Here is a 20,650-nt window from a genome sequence, read left to right on the forward strand (position 1 = left end):
TACAGGCTCGGTATAAATGAAAGTAATCAAGCAGATTTTATAGAAATTGAATTAAAAGAAAACCCGCTCTAAAGCGGGTTTTCTTTTAAAGAAAGATCAAATCAACCAATCAATTTTTTCATTAATTCATTCACTTGTGCAGGGTTGGCTTTACCTTTCGCTGCCTTCATGACTTGACCTACAAGACCGTTAAAGGCTTTCTCTTTACCAGATTTATACTCTTCAACCATCTTCTCGTTGGCAGCAAGTACGTCCTTAATAATTGCTTCAATTGCGCCTGTATCAGTTTCCTGTTTCAAGCCTTTTTCAGCAATAATCTCGTCCGCAGTTTTGCCTTCTTCCCACATAAAGCCGAAGACTTGTTTTGCAATCTTGCCGTTAATGGTGTTGTCCACAATACGTGCAATCATGCCACCCAATTTTTCAGCAGATACAGGAGAATCAGCTAATTCTAAGCCTGCTTTGTTTAAAGCACCTGAGAATTCGCCCATTACCCAGTTTGCAGACACTTTACCTTGTGCAGCACCGCCAGCAGCTTTCACCACGTCTTCATAAAACTCTGACATTTCACGAGTCAGCGTTAATACATGAGCATCGTACTCAGTCACGCCAAAGTCCGCGACGAAACGAGCACGACGTGCAGCAGGAAGCTCAGGCATGGTTGCTTTAATCACTTCAATTTGCTCGTCTGCGATGATGACAGGTAACAAGTCTGGGTCAGGGAAGTAGCGGTAATCGTTCGCTTCTTCTTTAGAACGCATAGAACGCGTTTCCATTTTCACAGGGTCGAACAAACGTGTTTCTTGGTCGATGGTACCGTCCCATTCCAAGATTTCCATTTGACGTTCAATTTCAACATTGATCGCTTGTTCAATGAAACGGAATGAGTTGAGGTTTTTAAGCTCACAACGTGTACCGAATGGTTGACCCGGACGACGTAAAGACACGTTACAATCGGCACGGAATGAACCTTCTGCCATGTTACCGTCAGAAATACCTAACCAACGCACAAGCGTGTGAATCGCTTTAATATAGGCAACTGCTTCTTCAACCGAACGCATATCCGGTTCAGAGACGATTTCAAGCAATGGAGTACCTGCACGGTTTAAGTCGATACCAGATTGACCTTCGAATTGGTCGTGGATCGATTTACCCGCATCTTCCTCAAGGTGCGCACGTGTTACGCCAATGCGTTTAACCGTACCATCTTCAAGTTGGATGTCGATATGACCCAAGCCCACAATTGGATTATCCATTTGGCTGATTTGATAACCTTTTGGCGAGTCAGGGTAGAAATAGTTTTTACGCGCGAATACAGAAGCTTGGTCGATGTAAGCATCGATCCCTAAACCAAAGCGAATCGCAAGATCAACGACTTCTTTGTTGAGTACAGGCAAAACACCCGGCATTGCAAGGTCAACTAGGCTCGCTTGCGTATTTGGGTCTTGACCAAATTCAGTCGATGAACCTGAGAAAATTTTGGTATTGGTTGCAAGCTGAGTGTGAATCTCGATACCAATGACAACTTCCCAACCATCAATCAGGTTAGATTTTGGTTTAGCAGATTTTTGAGCTTGAGCCATTATGCATTCTCCTCAGCAATTGCAGCGCGTTTAGTATGCCAATCGGTGACTTGTTGATACTGATGTACCACAGACAACAATTGCGATTCTGACCAGTAGTTACCAATCAGCTGTAAGCCAACCGGTAAATTATCCTTGTCAAAACCAACAGGCGCGTTAATCGCAGGTAGACCTGCCAAGTTCACTGCGATGGTGTAGATGTCACCTAAGTACATTTCTACAGGCGACAAGTTTGCACCAATCTTGTATGCAGTGGTTGGTGCAGCAGGCGCAGCAATTACGTCTACAGATTCAAATGCTTTTAAGAAGTCTTGTTGAATCAGACGACGTACTTTTTGTGCTTTCACATAGTACGCATCGTAGTAACCTGCAGATAATGCATACGTACCAATCAAGATACGACGTTGTACTTCTTTACCGAAACCTTCCGAACGTGAACGTTTGTATAAGTCCATCAAGTCAATTGGGTTTTCTGCACGGTAGCCATAACGTACGCCATCAAAACGAGACAAGTTCGATGAAGCTTCAGCAGGGGCAATCAGGTAGTAGGTTGGGACGTAGCTTTCTGTCATGTTGAGATCAATCTCAACCAGCGTTGCGCCCATTTCCTCTAACTTTTTCAATGATTCTTCAACACGTGCTTTCACATCAGCATCTAAGCCTTGAACGTTAAAGTACTGTTTAGGAATACCAATGCGTAAACCTTTCACCGATGTACCGTTGAGGTTAGCCACATAGTCATCGACTTCTTTGTTCACAGAAGTTGAGTCTTTGGCATCATGACCTGCCATCACGTTCATGAGGTAAGCACAGTCTTCAGCCGAACGTGCCATTGGACCACCTTGATCCAAAGATGACGCATACGCGATCATACCGAAACGTGAAACACGACCATAAGTCGGTTTAAGACCTGTAAGACCACAGAAAGATGCAGGTTGACGGATTGAACCACCAGTATCTGTACCTGTTGCAAATGGAGCAAGGTCAGCAGCAACGGCCGCAGCCGAACCACCTGATGAACCACCTGGGACATGGCTTAAGTTCCAAGGGTTAGCTGTTGCGCCGTAGTATGAGTTCTCTGAAGTTGAACCCATGGCGAATTCGTCCATGTTCACTTTACCTAAAGTGACAAGACCTGCAGTTTTACCTTTTGCCACAACAGTTGCATCGTAAGGTGATACAAAGTTGTCGAGCATTTTAGAGCCCGCAGTGGTTTTAATGCCTTGGGTACAGAAAATATCTTTATGTGCAATTGGCACACCTGTAAGTACATTTGCACCGCCAGCTTTACGTAATGCGTCAGCCGCATCAGCCTCTGCCAATGCCAATTCAGGTGTAACTGTTACAAATGATTTAACTTGCGCATCGATTTTCGCAATACGTTTTAAATAGTGTTCAGTCAATTCGCGTGAAGAAAATTGAGCATTTGCCAAACCTTCTGTCATTTCACGAATCGATAAGCGATGTAAATCTGTCATGAGAAATAATTCTTTACGTTTAATTTAATAAAAAGTTTTAACTGATCAATAATCACTCAATCACGCGAGGAACGAGGTATAAACCTTCTTGTACAGCAGGTGCGACTGCTTGATATTCTTCACGATGATTGCTTTCCGACACGACATCTTCACGTAGTGGCTGTGGATTGTCGAAAGGGCTCTTTAATGGTTCAACACCATCGGTATTGATGCCTTTCAGGGTTTCCATCATGCCTAAAATTTTATTTAAACTTTGAGCATATTCAGCAGATTGCGTATCATCGAGTGATAACCTTGCAAGGTGAGCAATGGCTGAAACTGTTTCTGCATTTAAATCTGCAGAATGCTGTGCATCCGATGTAGACATAATATTACCTAATCAGTATTAAAAAAAATTCAAATTATCGTGCGTTATGATAAGCGATTGACTTGTCCAAATCATCACATTTAGTTAAAGTTGCCACCTTGCGTCCATATAAAAGTTTAACTGAGAACGTCCCCGTGATTCTAAAACGACTAATTGGCTTGTTTTCGCCGGATCTAGCTATTGACCTAGGTACTGCTAATACACTTATCTATGCGCCAGGACGAGGCATTATATTAAATGAACCCACGGTTGTAGCGATCCGCCACAGTGGGTCACAAAAAATTGTTGCTGCCGTAGGTCTTGACGCGAAACAAATGCTAGGTCGTACACCTGCCAATATTTCTGCAATTCGCCCGATGAAAGATGGCGTGATTGCTGACTTTGAAGTGACTGAAACCATGCTGAATCAGTTCATTGGTAAAGTTCACGAAAAACGTTTGTTCCCACCTGCACCGCGTGTTGTCGTGTGTGTACCATGCAAATCAACTTTGGTTGAACGTCGTGCGATTCGTGAAGCGGTATATAACGCTGGCGCACGTGAAGTACGTTTAATCGAAGAACCAATGGCTGCGGCAATTGGTGCGGGTATGCCTGTAGAACAAGCATGTGGTTCGATGGTTGTTGATGTTGGTGGTGGTACGACTGAAATTGCGATTATTTCGCTACAAGGTTGTGTTTACGCTGACTCACTTCGTATCGGTGGTGATGTGTTTGATGAGCAAATCATTAACTATGTACGTAAAGCACATGGCTGTGTGATTGGTGAAACCACTGCAGAAGTAATCAAAAAAGAAGTAGGTATGGCGCTTCCTGATGAAGGTGCGAAACCACTTGAAATTGAAGTGCGTGGTCGTAACTTGGCAGAAGGTGTTCCGCGTGCCATTACTGTCACTTCTGATGAAGTGACTCAAGCGATTACTGATCCATTACAAAACATTGTGTCAGCAGTGAAATCTGCACTTGAGCAAACACCGCCTGAATTGTCATCAGACATCGCAGAGCGTGGAATTGTCTTAACAGGTGGTGGTGCATTGCTACGTAACTTAGATAAGCTTCTTGCGAAAGAAACAGGGCTTCCTGTGGTGGTTGCAGAAGATCCACTGTCTTGCGTGACTCGTGGTGGTGGTAAGGTGCTCGAATTCTTCGATAACCCAAATCATGACATGTTATTTGTAGGCTAAGAAAAGGACGCGGCGGGTGCAAGCACATCTGTTTTCAAGACAACCGCCATCTTTTCGCTCTTTCATCATAGCGTTGGTGACATGTTTCGTGGTGCTTTTCTTCGATTGGCGCATGCCACATGTTATCCAACCTGCAAGGGATGTCTTGTATGCAGCGTATAATCCGATTTATGCGCTGGCAAGTTATCCTGTGTTGTCGCGAGAATGGCTGACTCAACAAACTAAGTCTGAAGCGCAACTTCGTCGTGAAAATACCGCGATGCAAGCTGAGCTTTTACAGGCTCAGGTACGTTTACAAAAAATTGCTGAACTTTCAGCTGAAAACACGCGTCTGCGTGGTCTGCTCGATACTCCTTTAATCATCGATGGTCGTATGGAAATTGCTGAAGTCATTGGGACAGATGCCGATCCATTACGTCATATTATTGTGATTAACCGCGGTTCCAACAGTCAGCTTCGCGTCGGTCAAACGGTACTCGATGACAAAGGTATTATGGGGCAGGTGATTAATGTCTACCCACATAGTAGCCGTGTCATGCTGTTATCCGATAAAGAGCACTCACTTTCAGTTCGTTTAGAACATACTGGCATGCGTGCCATTGTTTCAGGAACAGGCGATTTAGGTCGTTTGAAAATGGAATATGTTCCAACCAGTGCCAATATCAAAGTAGGTGAAAAAGTTTATAGCTCAGGCTTAGGCGAACATTTCCCTGCAGGGTATTTAGTCGGTACGATCTCGAAAGTTCAACGTCACAATTCTGGTGAATTCGCCCAAATTGATGTGATTCCTGCAGCACAGCTTGCTGGTGGGCATCATGTGGTGGTTTTATTTTCCGACTCATTAGCGATGGAGCAACCGAATGTCGATCGCTAGAATGAAGAACAATCGCCAGAGAGATCCTTTATTTGCCATTATCATTTCCGTGATTGTGGCATCGATCCTCATGGTCTACCCATTGTCTTATGCCTTGTCAGGATGGCGTCCGCTATTCATGTTCATGGTCATGATGTTTTGGGTGCTGTGTCAGCCGACATGGTGTGGGGTATGGTTTGCATTTGCCACTGGTATTTTTGCAGATTTACTCCTTGATGCACCGCTCGGTTTAAATGCATTGAGTTTTATAGTTATTACATTTTTAGCGCGGTTTCTGACACGCGAACGCCGTATTCTCACTTTTGGAAATTTGTGGGTCATCACGACATTAGCAATTCTTGCGCATCTGATGATTCTATTTTTCTCACAAGTGGCAAGTGGTGTCCATTTTTCTTTCCCACGTCACTGGTTACCGATGTTGACTAGTGTATTCGTGTGGCCTGTCTTATATTATATGCTACGAAAATGGCGCATATAATTCTCGCTTCTAGCTCTCCACGCCGTCGAGAATTGCTCGCACAGCTCGGACTCGAATTTGATATTTTGAGTCCAGATATTGATGAATCTGTTCAAGAAAATGAAACAGTTGCAGCCTATGTCGAGCGACTCGCACGTGCGAAAGCCGAAGCAGTTGCAGTACAATATCCTGATGCGATTATTATTGCTGCAGATACCAGTTTAGGTGTCGACAACGAAATATTAGGCAAACCAGAATCTAAGCAACATGCGTTTGAAATATGGTCTAAAATATCAGGCCGACAGCATGATGTTTTTTCTGGCGTATGTGTTCGTACAAAAGATGAAAAATACAGTATAGTGGTTCAAACACGAGTGCATTTTCAGGCACTTAGTGTCAGTGATATGGAAAGTTACTGGGCCACGGGCGAGCCAATTGGAAAGGCTGGCGCTTATGCGATTCAAGGCATTGCAGCACGTTATATTCCAAAAATTGAAGGCAGTTACTCCAATGTTGTGGGCTTGCCGCTATATGAAACAGTACAGTTATTACAGACAGTTAAAGCACTAAATTAACTGCTGATTAAAAGAATTTAATTTTTATAATGTTTTGAGTTGTTGTTATGTCTAATGAGTTGTTGATTAACGTCACACCGACAGAGTGTCGGGTGGCGTTAATTGAAAACGGTACGGTGAACGAGTTATTCGTTGAACGTACTGCCAAACGTGGTTTGGTTGGGAATGTATATAAAGGGAAAGTTGTGCGTGTGCTACCTGGTATGCAAGCAGCTTTTGTGGATATTGGTTTATCACGTACGGCATTTTTACATATCAATGATATGGTATGGCCGCGTAATCAACCGATGCCCAATGTATTTGAGCTCTTACAACCGGGACAAGTTCTGACGGTTCAAGTCATGAAAGATATGCTTGGTACCAAGGGCGCTCGACTCTCGACAGATCTTTCTATTCCCTCACGCTACCTTGTGCTCATGCCATATGGCAATCATATTGGTGTATCGCAACGGATTGAATCTGAAGAAGAACGCGTTCGTTTACGCTCAATTATTGAGAAAGTTCAAAGTATTCATAAGCTACCTGGTTCGGTCATTGTTCGTACCGCAGCAGAAGGTATTGATGAAGACGCTATTGCTCAGGATATGAGTTATTTGGCAAAACTTTGGGAATACATTCAACGTAAACAAAAAAGTATTGCAGTGCCTTCATTGATTTTTGAAGAGTTGCCATTACCACAGCGTGTGATTCGTGACTTGGCCAATGAACATACCTCAAAAATTTATGTCGATTCTCGTGAGATTCACGGCAAGTTAAAAGAATTTGTCGATGAGTTTGTGCCAAACATGAAAGAGTGTTTGATGCATTATCCGGGTGAGGCACCGATTTTTGATTTATATCATGTCGAAGATGATATTCAGAAAGCCCTACAGACGCGTGTAGCACTCAAGTCTGGTGGTTATCTGATGATTGATCAGACTGAAGCTATGACAACGATTGACGTCAATACTGGCTCTTATGTCGGTGGTCGTTCGCTTGAGGATACTGTCTTTAAAACCAACATGGAAGCCACTCAAGTGATTGCACGTCAACTTCGACTGCGTAACTTGGGCGGTATTATCATTATTGATTTTATCGACATGCAAGAAGCTCAGCATCGTGAAGAAGTCTTAAATCAATTTGAAAAGATGTTAGAAGGCGATCACGCAAAAACCAAAATCACTCAAGTTTCTGAACTTGGTTTGGTGGAAATGACGCGGAAGCGGACTCGTGAATCTTTAGAACATTTGTTGTGTGAGTCATGCCCGACCTGTCAGGGACGTGGTTATGTTAAATCTGCTGAGACAGTGTGTTACGAAATATTCCGAGAAATCTTACGTTACGCACGTGCATACGAATCACAAAGTGGTTTTACTGTGGTTGCACATCCCTTAGTGATTGATCGTTTGCTGACTGCAGAAGCTGCAGCTGTTGCGGATTTGGAGCATTTCATCAGTCGTGTGATTAAATTCCAAGTTGAAAATTTATACACGCAAGAGCAATACGATATCATTCTCAGCTGAATTTGTAACATAATATCGCTAAATACTTGTTACAACTCTCATTTTACAATGGGAGTTGAATTGCCAATACTAGATACATCCAAGTAGCCAAAGCCAATCTCCCATAATTCTAGGCTTAGCAAAATAAGAGGTGTGTCATGAGTATGAGTAAAGCGGTCATTAATCAGGGTATAAAACACGTATTAGAAGCGAAAACTGTTCATGCGGGGTATATTGTGGATGAACGTGGCAATGAAGTGCAGATTACATCGTCAATGGTGCGTCATGTATGCCACCAATTACTTAAACAATGTCGGACTGTAAAAGCTTAAATTGAACCTGAAAAAATTAAAACAATTCAAAAAATAATCAAATAAATAAAAGGGACTATAAAAGTCCCTTTTATTTTTTCATCAATTAATTGGCAAATCTGCTCAGTAAGATTTCATCATAGAATCTACCCAAGCATTTTAAAATGCTTAGCTAACCGCAGCTAACTTTGGGGTTTTTCCGCCATCCACGATACGTTCAAAACGCTGAATTTCATCTTCTAAATGACTGAGTAAATTCTGCATTTTTGGTAAGGCATTGCGACAAGCAGTTAAACCAACTTCGAGTTTATCGAGATAACTGGTCATGGTGATATTGAGTGCCTGACCATCAAGCACGATTGAAGCAGGATAGAGTGCTTCTAAACGTGCGCCATTCCAATACAACGGCTCTTGTGGCCCTGGAACATTAGAAATAACGAGGTTAAAGGCTTGGCGTTTTGGCATTAAGCCTGAAGCAATATTTAAACCTGCAGCGCCATAGATAAAAGCACTGTAGTTTAAAATTTGATTGGCATTCATGCGTTTAAAACGTTCTTTGGCATTCATGACACTACGACGAACAATCTTTAGGCGCTCAAGTGGGTCATCTTTATGCGTCCCTAAATTTGCCAAGATCATAGTAATGCGATTCGACATGTCTGAATCATCACTACGTACTGATGCAGGCACCATCGCGATCAACGGCTTTTTAGGCAGTGCATTCTGAGTAATGAGGTATTCGCGTAGTGCACCTGAGCAAATGGCCAGCACGATGTCATTAATGGTGACACCAAGTGATTTGGCAATATGACGCAAACGCGAGAATTCAAACGACTGTGCAGCAAAACGACGTGCAGCGCTCACACGTTGATTAAGAATCGAACTTGGCGCTTGGAAACTTGAAACATAATCCGGATTGCGTCCCATGTCCTTAATTACGGTTTGTGACAGTTCATACATGACGCGCGGTGTAGACTCAAGTTGACCTTTAATGGTTGCCAATATGCCTTTTACACGGCTGACTTTCGGTGCTTTTAAGCGTTTTGCGCGTGGGCCTTCAACACACCAAGGTGGCACAATGCTTTTTGCATTTGGATCATGGGATAAAGATTTTTCAACCAAACGCATGCCTGCAATACCATCCACCATCGCATGGTGAATTTTAAAGTACATGGCAAAACGGTTACCTTCAATCCCTTCAATAATATGACAAGTCCAAAGTGGCTTTGCACGGTCAATTAAAGCGCTGTGCTCTTGAGAAATATAGGTAAGAAGTTCACGGATACGGCCAGGTTTAGGTAAGGCAATATGTCTGAAATGATGATCTAAATCAAAATGTTCATCTTCATCCCAAAACAGTCCATTTAAATAATTATTAAAAGGTGGGATCGGAACTGATTTGGATTGGCGGATGTCGCTGACAAGTTCTTGTATAAATGATGCAGGTGCATTTTCAGGAATTTGGAACAGGAAAAGTCCGCCTACATGCATAGGCTGCTGCCGTTTCTCTAAAGAGAGGAAAATAAAATCAATTGGATGTAATGGACGCATAGCGTGGATTGCCTCATCGAACCTTCTACGGCCGTTCTTGTTGGAATAGCCTTGTTAGAATTATTAATATTACTTATACAAAGTATAGCGATTTTGACACATAAAGGTATAAATTTATGTGTATGCAAAGGTTAAAAAAACCACCGTCTATCGGTGGTTTTATCCAATCTTATTATTTTAAATTGCCAGCATGTAGTCCACATTCTTTATGGGTGGCTTCTTCCCACCACCAACGACCTTCGCGTTCATGTTGGTTGGGTAGAACGGGGCGTGTACATGGTTCACAACCAATCGAGATATAACCTTTCTCATGCAGTGGGTTATATGGAATTTCCATCATACGGATATAATTCCAAACGTCACTACTAGACCAATTTGCAAGTGGATTATATTTAATCAGTTGTTTGCCTGGTCCTGAGAAGCCAGCATCAGCTTGAATGACTGGAATTTCATTACGTGTTCCTGGGCTTTGATCCTTACGCTGACCTGTAATCCAACCATCTAAAGTGGCTAATTTTTTGCGTAAAGGCTGTACCTTACGGATACCGCAACATTCTTTATGATCATCTTGATAGAAGCTAAATAATCCTTTTTCAGTCACGAGTTTCTGAACAGCTTCGCTTTCAGGGAAACAGATTTCGATATCAATCTTATAGTACTTACGTACTTGTTCAATAAACCGATAGGTTTCGGCATGTAGGCGACCCGTATCTAGGCTAAAGACACGAAAAGGTTTACCAAGATGCGAAGCCATATCAATCAGTACAACATCTTCTGCACCTGAGAATGAAATCGCAATTTCACCTTCTTGGCTAAGAGCGAGAGCTAAAATTTCACTTGGAGATTTATCGGCATATTCAGACGCAAGTGCATCTACAAGATCAATACTTGGAATAGTAGTCATGACAGTCCTGGCGATATAGGCTTGGAACAATAAGGCCTATATTAATTTATTTCAGAACTATTTTAATAGAATAGATATAAACGACTTATCACTAAAAAATAAATACTTATGAAAAAAATAGATTTAAAAAAGTACAATGCAAAAATCAGATCTTCGGCTATGATAGTGCAAAATTTTTAATACACCAGAGGGGAATGTTCATGGAAGTTGTTTGTCTTGATTTAGAAGGCGTATTGGTTCCTGAAATTTGGATTAACTTTGCAAAGAAAACAGGCATTAAAGCACTTGAAGCAACGACTCGTGATATTCCTGATTACGATGTATTGATGACTCAGCGTCTGAATATCTTAAAAGAACATGGTTTGGGATTAAATGATATTCAGGAAGTGATTGCTGAGATGGGGCCTTTTGAAGGTGCTAAAGAATTTGTTGAATGGGTGCGTACACATTTCCAATTGATTATTTTATCAGACACATTCTATGAATTTGCGCATCCTCTAATGAAACAATTAGGCTGGCCAACCATTTTCTGTCACAAATTAGAAACTGATGAAAATGGTATGATTTCAGCATATAAACTTCGTCAGCCAGACCAAAAACGTCAAGCCGTAAAAGCTTTACATGGTTTGAATTTCCGTGTGATTGCAGCAGGAGATTCGTATAACGATACGACGATGCTGGGTGAAGCAGATGCAGGTTTCTTATTTGATGCACCTGAAAATGTGATTGCAGAATTCCCGCAGTTCCCACCAATCCACGGTTATGCAGCATTAAAAGAAGCCATTCGTAATGCTTCAGTTCGAGATATTCCAGCTTAAAACTGATTTTGACTGAAATAAAAAGGGCATCCGAAGATGCCCTTTTTATCGTTTAACCCATTTTGACCCCATCAAAATGAATTAGAAACGGTAACCAATTTTCAAGCTATAACCGATAGCATCGTTATCTTCAAAATCAGCACTGTAAACATCTGTACCAAAGTGACTTGCTACTTGAGATTTAGCATCGCCTAACCAGAAGTATTTAACGCCAGCTTGAATAAATGATTGAGGAGTTGGCGAATATTGACCGCCTAAACCAACGCTCCAATAACCTTCTGTAGGACCAAGTGTTGAAACAGGGTTACCTGCGCCAGAATCCCAACCTACCATAACAGTACCAGCCCATAAATCATTGAATTTACGACCGACACCTACGTTGGCAGAAATTTGATCTTTTTCATATGCAATAAGGTCAAAGCCACGTGGATCACCAATGATTTTTCCAGTTAAATCAGAAGCAAGTTGACCAAACTTATTCGGACGAATTTTAAATTCTGACCAATCTACCCAACGTAATTGAGCAAAAGCGACAGTATTTGCCATGATTCCAGTTTGGAAATCAAGGTTTACAGATTGAGGAGTTTTGATTTTGGTTTCAGCAATATCAAACTTCCAATCTTTTTTCAAAGCATCAATTTTACCAGAAGTACCCATCAAAATATTAAAAGGCATAGTTTCTTCAACCATGACTTCATGTTCGATTTCTGAGCGATAAGTTACAGATGCTTTCAATGCAATTTCAGGAATTTGGAATGCAGCACCAGCTAACCAGCCAACAGCACCATCTTCACTGATTTTAGCTTTATAGCCTTTAAAACCTGTCAGTGTTTCAGCACCTTGTACGCTTGAAGATAGTGAACAAGTCGGTGCCCCAATAAGTGCGAAACAGTTTACACCCCCGAATGGACCATAAGCTGAACCATGAAGTGATACATCACCTTTCACAGTTTGATAAACTGGACCACCATAAATATTCCAATTCTCAGTTGGTTGGAAACCAAAAATTAAAGAAAGAGTCTGTGTTGATACACTGACATTAGTTGATTCATCGCCAACAGTAAATGCACCTACATTATTTACGCCTAAATCTAATGTGCTTTTAGCATTTACGACATCATGACGTTTATCCGCTTGTGAGTACTCAGCATCTGCACCGTAAGGTTGATCATAGATCAAACCGAAAGAAAACTTATCCGTAGCCTGAACTTTGATTACAGCATTATAGAAATAATAGCTATTGGCCATATCGCTTAAGTTTGTATTTGCTAATTCACCAACTTTAGATTGTTCTCCACCAGTTGGTTTGTAATCAGATTTTAATTTGCCTGATACATCTGCATCTAGAGCTGAAATACCTGCTTCAAAATAATTCCCAGGCTGCAAAAATGCTTGGATTGATTGACCTGAACGATCTAATGCTGCTGCGAAAGCTCCCGACATTGGTAGGCTAGCGAATAAAATAGCAGTACTTAATGTTTTTAATTTCATACTCATTCTTTCCTTGAGTCACGCAAATAACACGTATCTTTGTGTTATGTAATAAGTGATATGTATTGCATTTATTTTCATATCGTTGCGTGAAAATATCAGATTAAAAAAAGAGTAAAGACTCTAAAAGATAAGTTTAATGTTATTAATGCTATTGACTTTTAGAAACTCATATAAAACTTAATATGTATTGCAATTAAGATATTGATAATAAAAAGTATATTTTTTGTAAAAATATTTCACATTATTTGTGTGTGGAAAATCATTTGGTTTAAAAATAGACAACGGGTTAACATTTAAGTGAAATAGATAATTTAATTTATATTAATTAATGGTTTAAATTTATTTAATAATGGATTTTGAAATTGATGATTTGCTGATAATAAATCTGAATCTATAAAAAAAGGGATGCAAAAACATCCCTTTTAACTAATCATTCTTGCTTAGAAACGATAACCAATTTTCATACCATATGCCCAAGCATTGTTATCGGTGAAATCTCCGACAGGAATGCCAGATGTTTGAGCAACTGCATCACCAAGCCATAGATGTTTAACACCTGCCTGAATAAAGTAATTTGCTGCAGGGCTATATTGAGCACCTAAACTAAGACTCCAATAACCTTCAGTAGGTCCAAGTGTAGTCACAGGGTTACCTGCACCTGAATCCCAGCCAACTGTAGTTGAAGCAGACCATTTGTCAGAGAACTTATGACCTACACCGACATTTGCAGACCATTGATCTTTATCATATGAAATAAGATCTTGACCTTTTGACTTTAAAAAGGGAGGACTTACAGTAAATTGGTCCCAATGAACCCAACGAACATTGGCAAATGCTAAAGTATTTTGAGTTACACCGGTTTGGAAGTCTAAATTGACAGATTGCGGTGTTACCGCTTGAGTTGTTGTCTCTTCAGTGAAATTAAGTGTGCCTAGCCCAGTAATCACTGGATTAAGTACTTCATGTGATTTCGCATTATGCTTCACTTCAGAGCGGTAGGTGACAGCAGTCTTTAAAGCAATCTCAGGAATACTGTAGGCAAAACCAGCAATCCAGCCAAATGCAGGTTCTTCATCAACCTTAATTTCGTAAGTACCCAATTTTTCTTTGCCGCCATAAGCAAAGCCCCTAAGCTTAATGTCTGCTTCTACTGTTTGCCAAACTGGACCAGCATAAATATTCCAATTTTCAGTAGGTTGATAACCAATCAGCGCAGTTAAATTTTGGGTCTTAACCTCTACCGATGTTCCAACTTTTTGATCACCAAATGTATTACTTGCACTCGAATATTGTGCGTCTGCGCCATAAGGCTGATCATAAATCAAACCTAAAGAAACTTTATCTGTCGCTTGTACTTTAACGGCAGCATTTACGAAATAGTAGTCATCTGCCATATCCGAAATTTTTTCAGGCAAAATTTTAGAGGTACCTTTTACATCAGGATCTAAAATTGAAATACCTGCTTCAGCATAGTTAGCAGGTTGTAGAAAAGCTTGGATTGATTGACCAGAGCGATCTAAACCACCAGCAAATGCTGTAGAAAAGGGAAGTGAACACAATAATAGTGCTGAAGAAAGTGGCTTAAGCTGCATTGCTCATCCTTGAAATAGCTTGGTAAATTAAAAAACTGATGGAAAAATAACATAATTTAAAAAAGAGTAAATGCTCAGCTTTGATTAAATCGTAATCTGATTGGTATATAAAAAAATCAATCTTAGAGTAGATATACTATTTTTATTAGACTAAAGTCATGAATTTTATGTTTTTAATTTAAATACATTGGCTGAAATGACAAGAATAATAATTAGAAGTCAAGTGTTGTATATTTATTCAATTAGTTTACAAGTGTATAAAAATTTATAGCATTCAAAAGGCTTTGTTGCACAAACCTATCTGTAAAGGCTTTTTCAGCGATATAATTTCCAAATGAATAAGCCTACACAGAAAATCTACCGCACAACCAATTGGCCCGCATATAACCGAGCACTCATGAGTCGCGGAAATATTGCCATTTGGTTTGATCCTGCTACGCAATGGTATGCGCCATCAAAAGGCAAACAAGGGCGAAATCAAACCTACTCCGACGCAGCCATCCAATGCTGCTTAATGATTAAATCCTTATTCCGTCTATCTTTACGTATGGTCACTGGCTTTGTGCAAAGTCTGATTAAACTTTGCGGATTAAATTGGACCGCACCAGATTACAGTACGCTTTGTAGAAGACAAAAGCATATTGATATTGCAATCAGCTACCAAAAAAGTAGCGATGGGCTGCATCTACTCGTAGACTCTACAGGCATGAAGTTTCTAGGTGAGGGCGAATGGAAACGCAAGAAACATGGAGCTGAATATCGTCGCCAATGGCGTAAACTACATATTGGTATAGATGCCAAAACCCTACAAATACGCGCTATTCAGCTCACAACCAATAATGTCAGTGATTCACAGGTGCTTGGTGATTTACTTAATCAGATTCCACAAGATGAGCAGATTGACTCTGTTTATACCGATGGAGCTTATGACACCAAGCAATGCCGTCAGGTTATTGCAGATCGGCAAGCACATGCGGTGATTCCACCTAGAAAAAATGCGAAACCATGGAAAGATACAAAAAGTAGCTCGCTAGAGCGAAATGAATTACTTCGAACAGTTAAACGTTTAGGCAGGACATTATGGAAAAAATGGTCAGGCTATCATCGCCGCAGTTTGGTGGAAACCAAGATGCATTGCATCAAATTATTAGGCGATAAATTAATGGCAAGAAGCTTTCCTAGTCAGGTGAATGAAATTCATGCACGTGTAGCAGTCCTCAACAGATTTACGGAATTAGGTCGACCACTTACCCAAGTTACGCCTTAAATTTGGCTCAATTAGGGGCGCTTTGCATTTCAAATCTTTGTGCAACAAAGCCCATTCAAAAGAAAACCACCCGTAGGTGGCTTCTTTTAGGTTATGAACTTTTTAGAAGCGATAACCGATTTTTAAACCATAACCGATTGCATTATTATCTTCAAATTCTCCCACATTTGGATTCGCTACTGTTAATGCAGTTGCATCACCTAACCAGAAGTATTTCACACCACCAGCGATAAAGTAATTCGGAGCAGGGCTATATTGTAAACCAAGGCCTACGTTCCAATAACCCTCTGTAGGACCAAGTGTGGTTACAGGGTTTCCAGCACCAGAGTCCCAACCTACGGAGACATTACCTGCCCATTTTTCGCTAAATTTACGACCAACACCACCAGTCACAGTCCATTGGTCTTTATTATATTCAACTAGATTGCCACCAGCTAAACCAGCGAAAGCAGGATTTAAACCAGCAGCTGTATCAAGAATTTGACCAAAGTTATTTGGGCGAATAGAAAAACCATCCCAATTTACCCAACGTACATTCAAGAATCCTACAGTATCGGCCATAATGCCAGATTGTAAATCTAAGTTAACAGATTGCGGTGTAGTGATCGCTGTTTTACCAGTTGTAAATAGAGCACCAGCTAAAGGGTTGATATTAGTAAAACTACCGAAAGATTCTGTTGCTTCTAATTCATGATCAATTTCTGAGCGATAAGTTAAAGATGCTTTTAGAGCAATATCCGGAATTTGATATGCAATACCTGCTAACCATCCCCATCCTTCATCTCTTTTCATATTTGCATCATAAGGCAGAGCTGGAACACCTAATGGAGCAATAGGGACACCACCAAGCATACTATAAGCACCACCACGAAGAGCAACTTCACCTTTAGCTTCTTGGTAAACAGCACCAGCGTAGAAATTCCAGTTTACTGTAGGCTGGAAACCTACTAATAATGATAAGTTCTCAGTGTGAACTTCTGCTAATGTGCCATCGTCACCGTTTGGATTGAATGCATCTGATTGATTTTTGTATTCTGCTTTAGCACCAAATGGTTGGTCATATAAAAGACCTACAGAAATATTCTCTGTTGCCTGAATTTTTAATGCTGCTGAAGGGAAGTAATAAGAACTTGCCATATCACCAGTTGCTTCACCTGTAAAAGCTGTACCAGATACGTCAGCATCTAGAACAGAAAGGCCAGCTTCAAAGTAGTTACCTGGTTGTAAAAACGCAGAGATTGATTGACCTGAGCGATCCATAGCTGCAGCAAATACACCAGTGGCTGGTAGCGCTGCTAAAATCATTGCTGTACTAAGTGTTTTTAATTTCATTCTTCAATTTCCCTTGAGGTACACATTGGTTTAAACATTTGGGGTATATGCTTTGTATTGTTTTTTGGAGTTTTCATACGCCTTCAATGGCAGATTTGTTACTCCATGTGTCAAAAATAACACAATTAAAATAAGAGTAAATGCTCTAGAGTGACAAATTAGTTTAAAAAATAATCTTAATAGAGTTTTTGCACTAAATTAAAATTAAGAAAATGCTTTATCTAATTGAAATAAATCAAAATAATAAGAAATTAAAGCTGTTGAAAATAATTAATCTAGAATGAGTAGAAAGTGTTATTTGTTTCACACTTTTATAAGAATGGTGCGCCCTGCGGGACTCGAACCCACGTCGGTCACTTAGGAGGCAACTGCTCTATCCAGTTAAGCTAAGGGCGCTAAGTGTGCCAATGTACTCTAAATTAAGCCAAAAAAAAAGTTATTACCGAAGTAATAACTTTATAAAAGCATAAATCGAAACTTATGCTTTTTTTCTATTCAATAATTTGAAGGTAAAGAACATGATGCAAATCCATAGAGGAATCATCATGACTGATTCTTTAAAGCCTTGCGTCCACATGATATATAAAATCATAGCAATAAAGGTGAGAACAATGACGTTACTCACTGGAGACCAAAGTGCAGGGAATTTTGTGGTTTCCCCAAGTGCTTTCATCTTTTGGATGAACTTAAAATGAGTCAATGAAATCATTGCCCAGTTGAGTACCAATGCACCTACGACCACATAAATCAAATGACTGAGTGCATCTTCAGGCACGAAGTAGTTTAACAATACACAACCAAAGATAAGCAATGCAGAGAAAAGGACAGCTGTAATTGGCGTACCTTGTTTATTCACTTTTAAGAATGCTTTTGGCGCATTACCTTGTTTGGCTAAACCAAAAAGCATACGGCTGTTGGCATACATACCACTGTTATATACGGAAAGTGCCGCAGTCAAAATAATAAAGTTAAGCAGATGAGCCGCCCAATCGATACCCAATTGACTGAAAATCATCACAAAAGGGCTTTTATCAAGGCCACCTAGTTCTAACTGATTCCAAGGCACGAGTGATAACAAAATCGTTAATGCACCGACATAGAATATCAGAATACGGAACACAACCTGATTGATCGCTTTGGGAATGGTTTTCTCAGGATTCTCAGCTTCTGCCGCTGCCATACCGATCAATTCAATACCACCAAAGGCAAACATCAAGAAGGCCAACATGTAGAATAAACCTTCAAAACCATTCGGGAAGAAACCACCCGCAGTCCAAAGGTTACTAAATGACGCAGTTGAGTTAGCATCTGCTGTAAACAGTAAATACAGACCAAATACAATCATTGAAATGACGGCAGTCACTTTGACAATAGACAGCCAAAATTCAGATTCACCGTAAAATTTAACATTGCCGAGATTAACCAAAGTAATCACAACAAAGAAAAACAGCACAGAAGCCCAAGCAGGAATTGCAGGCCACCAATAATTAATATATTTCGCAACGGCCGTCAGTTCGGTCATTGCAACTAGGATATATAAAATCCAATAGTTCCAACCAGCAAGAAAGCCTGGAAATTTGCCCCAATATTTATAAGCAAAATGGCTGAAAGAACCCGCAACAGGTTCATGAACAATCATTTCACCTAATTGACGCATGATTAAGAAGGCAATTAAGCCGCCAATCGCATAGCCCAAAATAATCGAAGGACCCGCAGATTGAATCACCTGCGCAGAACCTAAGAATAAACCTGTCCCAATTGCACCGCCCATGGCGATCAATTGAATATGACGGTTCTTTAAGCCACGCTGAAGTTGTGAAGACTCGTTGTTCAAAGTTTTCAGCCCGACAATAGAATAATAAGTTTTAAGATTGTAATAGATCAGGCTGAATAAGCCTAGTACAACACAGTTTATGAAATTTTATTATGGTAATAATAACTAGATATTATGAAATAAATCTAAACAAACAATAATTTAATCAATATATTAATTTTAATAATAAAAATTCATCACAGAAAATGACGACCAAGGTCTAAACACAAATGTTGTTTTTTTAAGCTATGCTGCAGGGGTCAATGTATTTTGATAAAACAAGATTATACTCAGCAGCGATGTACGCAAAGATTTAAAAACACAAGTAAAGTGAAAGGATAATAATATTTATGAGTTTTGCTCGCCAAATTAAAATTCCAGCAACCTATATCCGTGGTGGAACCAGTAAGGGTGTATTCTTCAATCTTAAGGATTTACCTGAAGCTGCACAAATAGCTGGTCCAATTCGAGACCAACTTTTACTGCGTGTCATTGGCAGTCCAGATCCGTATGGTAAACAAATTGATGGTATGGGCGGGGCAAGCTCAAGTACAAGTAAAACGGTTATCGTGTCGAAATCGATGACTCCAGAGCATGATGTGGACTACTTATTTGGTCAGGTTTCAATTGACCGTCCATTTGTCGATTGGAGTGGTAATTGCGGCAATCTTACAGCGGCTGTAGGTTCGTTTGCCATCCGTCAGGGTTTAATTGATGCTGATCGTATTCCTAAAAATGGAATCTGTACGGTTCGAATTTGGCAAGCCAATATTCAAAAAACCATTATCGCCCATGTGCCTATTCATCAAGGGCAGGTGCAGGAGTTAGGCGATTTTGAACTTGATGGAGTCACATTCCCTGCAGCGGAAGTTCAAATTGAATTTTTAGATCCTGCCGATGATGACGCAGATGGCGGTTCAATGTTCCCGACAGGGAATATCACCGATATCTTAGAAGTTCCAGAAATAGGTTCTTTTCAAGTCACCATGATTAATGCGGGTATTCCAACCGTTTTTTTAAATGCGGCAGAATTGGGGTATGACGGTACCGAACTTCAAGATGCGATTAATAATGATCAAGCAGCGTTAACGAAATTTGAAACGATTCGTGCCCATGCTGCATTGAAAATGGAATTAATCCATAACATAGATGAAGCTGCTACACGCCAGCATACACCTAAAATTGCATTTGTCGCTGAACCTAAAAATTATGTATCGTCCAGTGGCAAACAGATTAACGCAGCAGATATTGATGTCTTGGTACGTGCATTGTCGATGGGGAAATTGCATCATGCCATGATGGGAACTGCCGCAGTGGCAATTGGTACAGCATCAGCGATTCCCGGCACTTTAGTGAATTTGGCTGCGGGTGGGGGTGAGCGACAATCTGTACGATTTGGGCATCCATCAGGCACTTTACGTGTAGGTGCTGAAGCGTGTCTGATCAATGGCGAATGGACTGTAAAAAAGGCGATCATGAGCCGAAGTGCACGTGTTTTGATGGAAGGCTGGGTCTATGTGCCTGAAGATGTACTGACAAAATTGCAATAACTGAATTCTATCTTTTTTAGAA

Annotated in this window: 18 protein-coding genes and 1 tRNA gene; 9 read left to right on the forward strand and 10 right to left on the reverse strand. The window is 40.4% G+C overall.

Going from position 1 to position 20,650, the window contains the following annotated elements; all coding sequences use genetic code 11:
• Positions 1-101 precede the first annotated feature (101 nt).
• The 3 genes from gatB to gatC are packed head-to-tail and all read right to left on the reverse strand — an operon-like array spanning position 102 to position 3,428.
• Complete coding sequence (gatB, locus tag A3K93_RS03050) at positions 102-1,583, reverse strand: Asp-tRNA(Asn)/Glu-tRNA(Gln) amidotransferase subunit GatB (protein WP_067728829.1); 1,482 nt, start codon at positions 1,581-1,583, stop codon at positions 102-104.
• Positions 1,583-3,061 carry an Asp-tRNA(Asn)/Glu-tRNA(Gln) amidotransferase subunit GatA gene (gatA, locus tag A3K93_RS03055; RefSeq protein ID WP_067728831.1) on the reverse strand — a complete coding sequence of 493 codons (1,479 nt, stop codon included), beginning with the start codon at positions 3,059-3,061 and terminating at the stop codon, positions 1,583-1,585. Before gatA ends, gatB begins: the two co-directional genes overlap by 1 nt.
• Before the next feature lie 52 nt (positions 3,062-3,113).
• Positions 3,114-3,428, reverse strand: coding sequence for an Asp-tRNA(Asn)/Glu-tRNA(Gln) amidotransferase subunit GatC (gene gatC, locus A3K93_RS03060; RefSeq protein ID WP_067728833.1), 315 nt, complete (start codon positions 3,426-3,428; stop codon positions 3,114-3,116).
• Between the two features lie 134 nt (positions 3,429-3,562).
• Here gatC and A3K93_RS03065 point away from each other — a divergent pair, with 134 nt between their 5' ends.
• The 6 genes from A3K93_RS03065 (at position 3,563) to A3K93_RS14945 (ending at position 8,328) form a co-directional block, all read left to right on the forward strand.
• Entirely contained in the window at positions 3,563-4,609 is a 1,047-nt protein-coding gene (locus A3K93_RS03065) for a rod shape-determining protein (protein ID WP_067731652.1), read from the forward strand.
• 16 nt (positions 4,610-4,625) lie between these two features.
• Entirely contained in the window at positions 4,626-5,483 is an 858-nt protein-coding gene (mreC, locus tag A3K93_RS03070) for a rod shape-determining protein MreC (protein WP_067728835.1), read from the forward strand.
• On the forward strand, positions 5,470-5,961 hold the full coding sequence (gene mreD / locus A3K93_RS03075) for a rod shape-determining protein MreD (RefSeq protein WP_067728837.1): 492 nt from the start codon (positions 5,470-5,472) through the stop codon (positions 5,959-5,961). Before mreC ends, mreD begins: the two co-directional genes overlap by 14 nt.
• Entirely contained in the window at positions 5,949-6,515 is a 567-nt protein-coding gene (locus tag A3K93_RS03080; protein ID WP_067728839.1) for a Maf-like protein, read from the forward strand. The genes mreD and A3K93_RS03080 overlap by 13 nt, the downstream gene beginning before the upstream one ends.
• Before the next feature lie 47 nt (positions 6,516-6,562).
• On the forward strand, positions 6,563-8,017 hold the full coding sequence (gene rng, locus A3K93_RS03085) for a ribonuclease G (RefSeq protein WP_067728841.1): 1,455 nt from the start codon (positions 6,563-6,565) through the stop codon (positions 8,015-8,017).
• A 137-nt stretch (positions 8,018-8,154) separates the two neighbouring features.
• On the forward strand, positions 8,155-8,328 hold the full coding sequence (locus tag A3K93_RS14945; RefSeq protein ID WP_171255045.1) for a PA1571 family protein: 174 nt from the start codon (positions 8,155-8,157) through the stop codon (positions 8,326-8,328).
• 147 nt (positions 8,329-8,475) lie between these two features.
• On the opposite strand, the gene A3K93_RS03090 is transcribed toward A3K93_RS14945, so the two are convergent.
• Complete coding sequence (locus A3K93_RS03090; RefSeq protein ID WP_067728843.1) at positions 8,476-9,858, reverse strand: WS/DGAT/MGAT family O-acyltransferase; 1,383 nt, start codon at positions 9,856-9,858, stop codon at positions 8,476-8,478.
• Between the two features lie 172 nt (positions 9,859-10,030).
• The gene (locus tag A3K93_RS03095; RefSeq protein ID WP_067728845.1) at positions 10,031-10,762 is read right to left on the reverse strand and encodes a phosphoadenylyl-sulfate reductase; all 732 of its coding nucleotides are present in this window, start codon (positions 10,760-10,762) and stop codon (positions 10,031-10,033) included.
• 200 nt (positions 10,763-10,962) lie between these two features.
• On the opposite strand from A3K93_RS03095, the gene thrH reads away from it, so the two are divergent.
• Positions 10,963-11,580 (forward strand): bifunctional phosphoserine phosphatase/homoserine phosphotransferase ThrH, encoded by a 618-nt coding sequence (thrH, locus tag A3K93_RS03100; RefSeq protein ID WP_067728847.1) that lies wholly within the window; start codon positions 10,963-10,965, stop codon positions 11,578-11,580.
• An 81-nt stretch (positions 11,581-11,661) separates the two neighbouring features.
• Here the strand turns inward: thrH and A3K93_RS03105 are convergent, their stop codons facing one another.
• Both A3K93_RS03105 and A3K93_RS03110 read right to left on the reverse strand, forming a co-directional pair.
• The gene (locus A3K93_RS03105) at positions 11,662-13,071 is read right to left on the reverse strand and encodes an outer membrane protein transport protein (protein ID WP_067728849.1); all 1,410 of its coding nucleotides are present in this window, start codon (positions 13,069-13,071) and stop codon (positions 11,662-11,664) included.
• A 443-nt stretch (positions 13,072-13,514) separates the two neighbouring features.
• Complete coding sequence (locus tag A3K93_RS03110; protein ID WP_067728851.1) at positions 13,515-14,666, reverse strand: OmpP1/FadL family transporter; 1,152 nt, start codon at positions 14,664-14,666, stop codon at positions 13,515-13,517.
• A 334-nt stretch (positions 14,667-15,000) separates the two neighbouring features.
• Here A3K93_RS03110 and A3K93_RS03115 point away from each other — a divergent pair, with 334 nt between their 5' ends.
• The gene (locus A3K93_RS03115) at positions 15,001-15,933 is read left to right on the forward strand and encodes an IS5-like element IS17 family transposase (protein WP_081408502.1); all 933 of its coding nucleotides are present in this window, start codon (positions 15,001-15,003) and stop codon (positions 15,931-15,933) included.
• A gap of 102 nt (positions 15,934-16,035) precedes the next feature.
• Here the strand turns inward: A3K93_RS03115 and A3K93_RS03120 are convergent, their stop codons facing one another.
• The 3 genes from A3K93_RS03120 to A3K93_RS03130 all read right to left on the reverse strand — a co-directional run bounded on the left by A3K93_RS03120 (position 16,036) and on the right by A3K93_RS03130 (position 19,099).
• Positions 16,036-17,265: an OmpP1/FadL family transporter gene (locus A3K93_RS03120; RefSeq protein WP_067728853.1), complete on the reverse strand. Its 1,230-nt coding sequence runs from the start codon at positions 17,263-17,265 to the stop codon at positions 16,036-16,038.
• A gap of 320 nt (positions 17,266-17,585) precedes the next feature.
• Positions 17,586-17,661: transfer RNA gene (locus A3K93_RS03125), tRNA-Arg, on the reverse strand.
• A gap of 82 nt (positions 17,662-17,743) precedes the next feature.
• The gene (locus A3K93_RS03130) at positions 17,744-19,099 is read right to left on the reverse strand and encodes an amino acid permease (RefSeq protein WP_067728855.1); all 1,356 of its coding nucleotides are present in this window, start codon (positions 19,097-19,099) and stop codon (positions 17,744-17,746) included.
• Between the two features lie 329 nt (positions 19,100-19,428).
• Between A3K93_RS03130 and prpF the strand changes: the two genes are divergently transcribed.
• The gene (gene prpF, locus A3K93_RS03135; protein WP_067728858.1) at positions 19,429-20,628 is read left to right on the forward strand and encodes a 2-methylaconitate cis-trans isomerase PrpF; all 1,200 of its coding nucleotides are present in this window, start codon (positions 19,429-19,431) and stop codon (positions 20,626-20,628) included.
• Positions 20,629-20,650: the final 22 nt, after the last annotated feature.

Origin of the sequence: Acinetobacter sp. NCu2D-2, assembly GCF_001647675.1 — a bacterium.
GTDB lineage: Bacteria > Pseudomonadota > Gammaproteobacteria > Pseudomonadales > Moraxellaceae > Acinetobacter.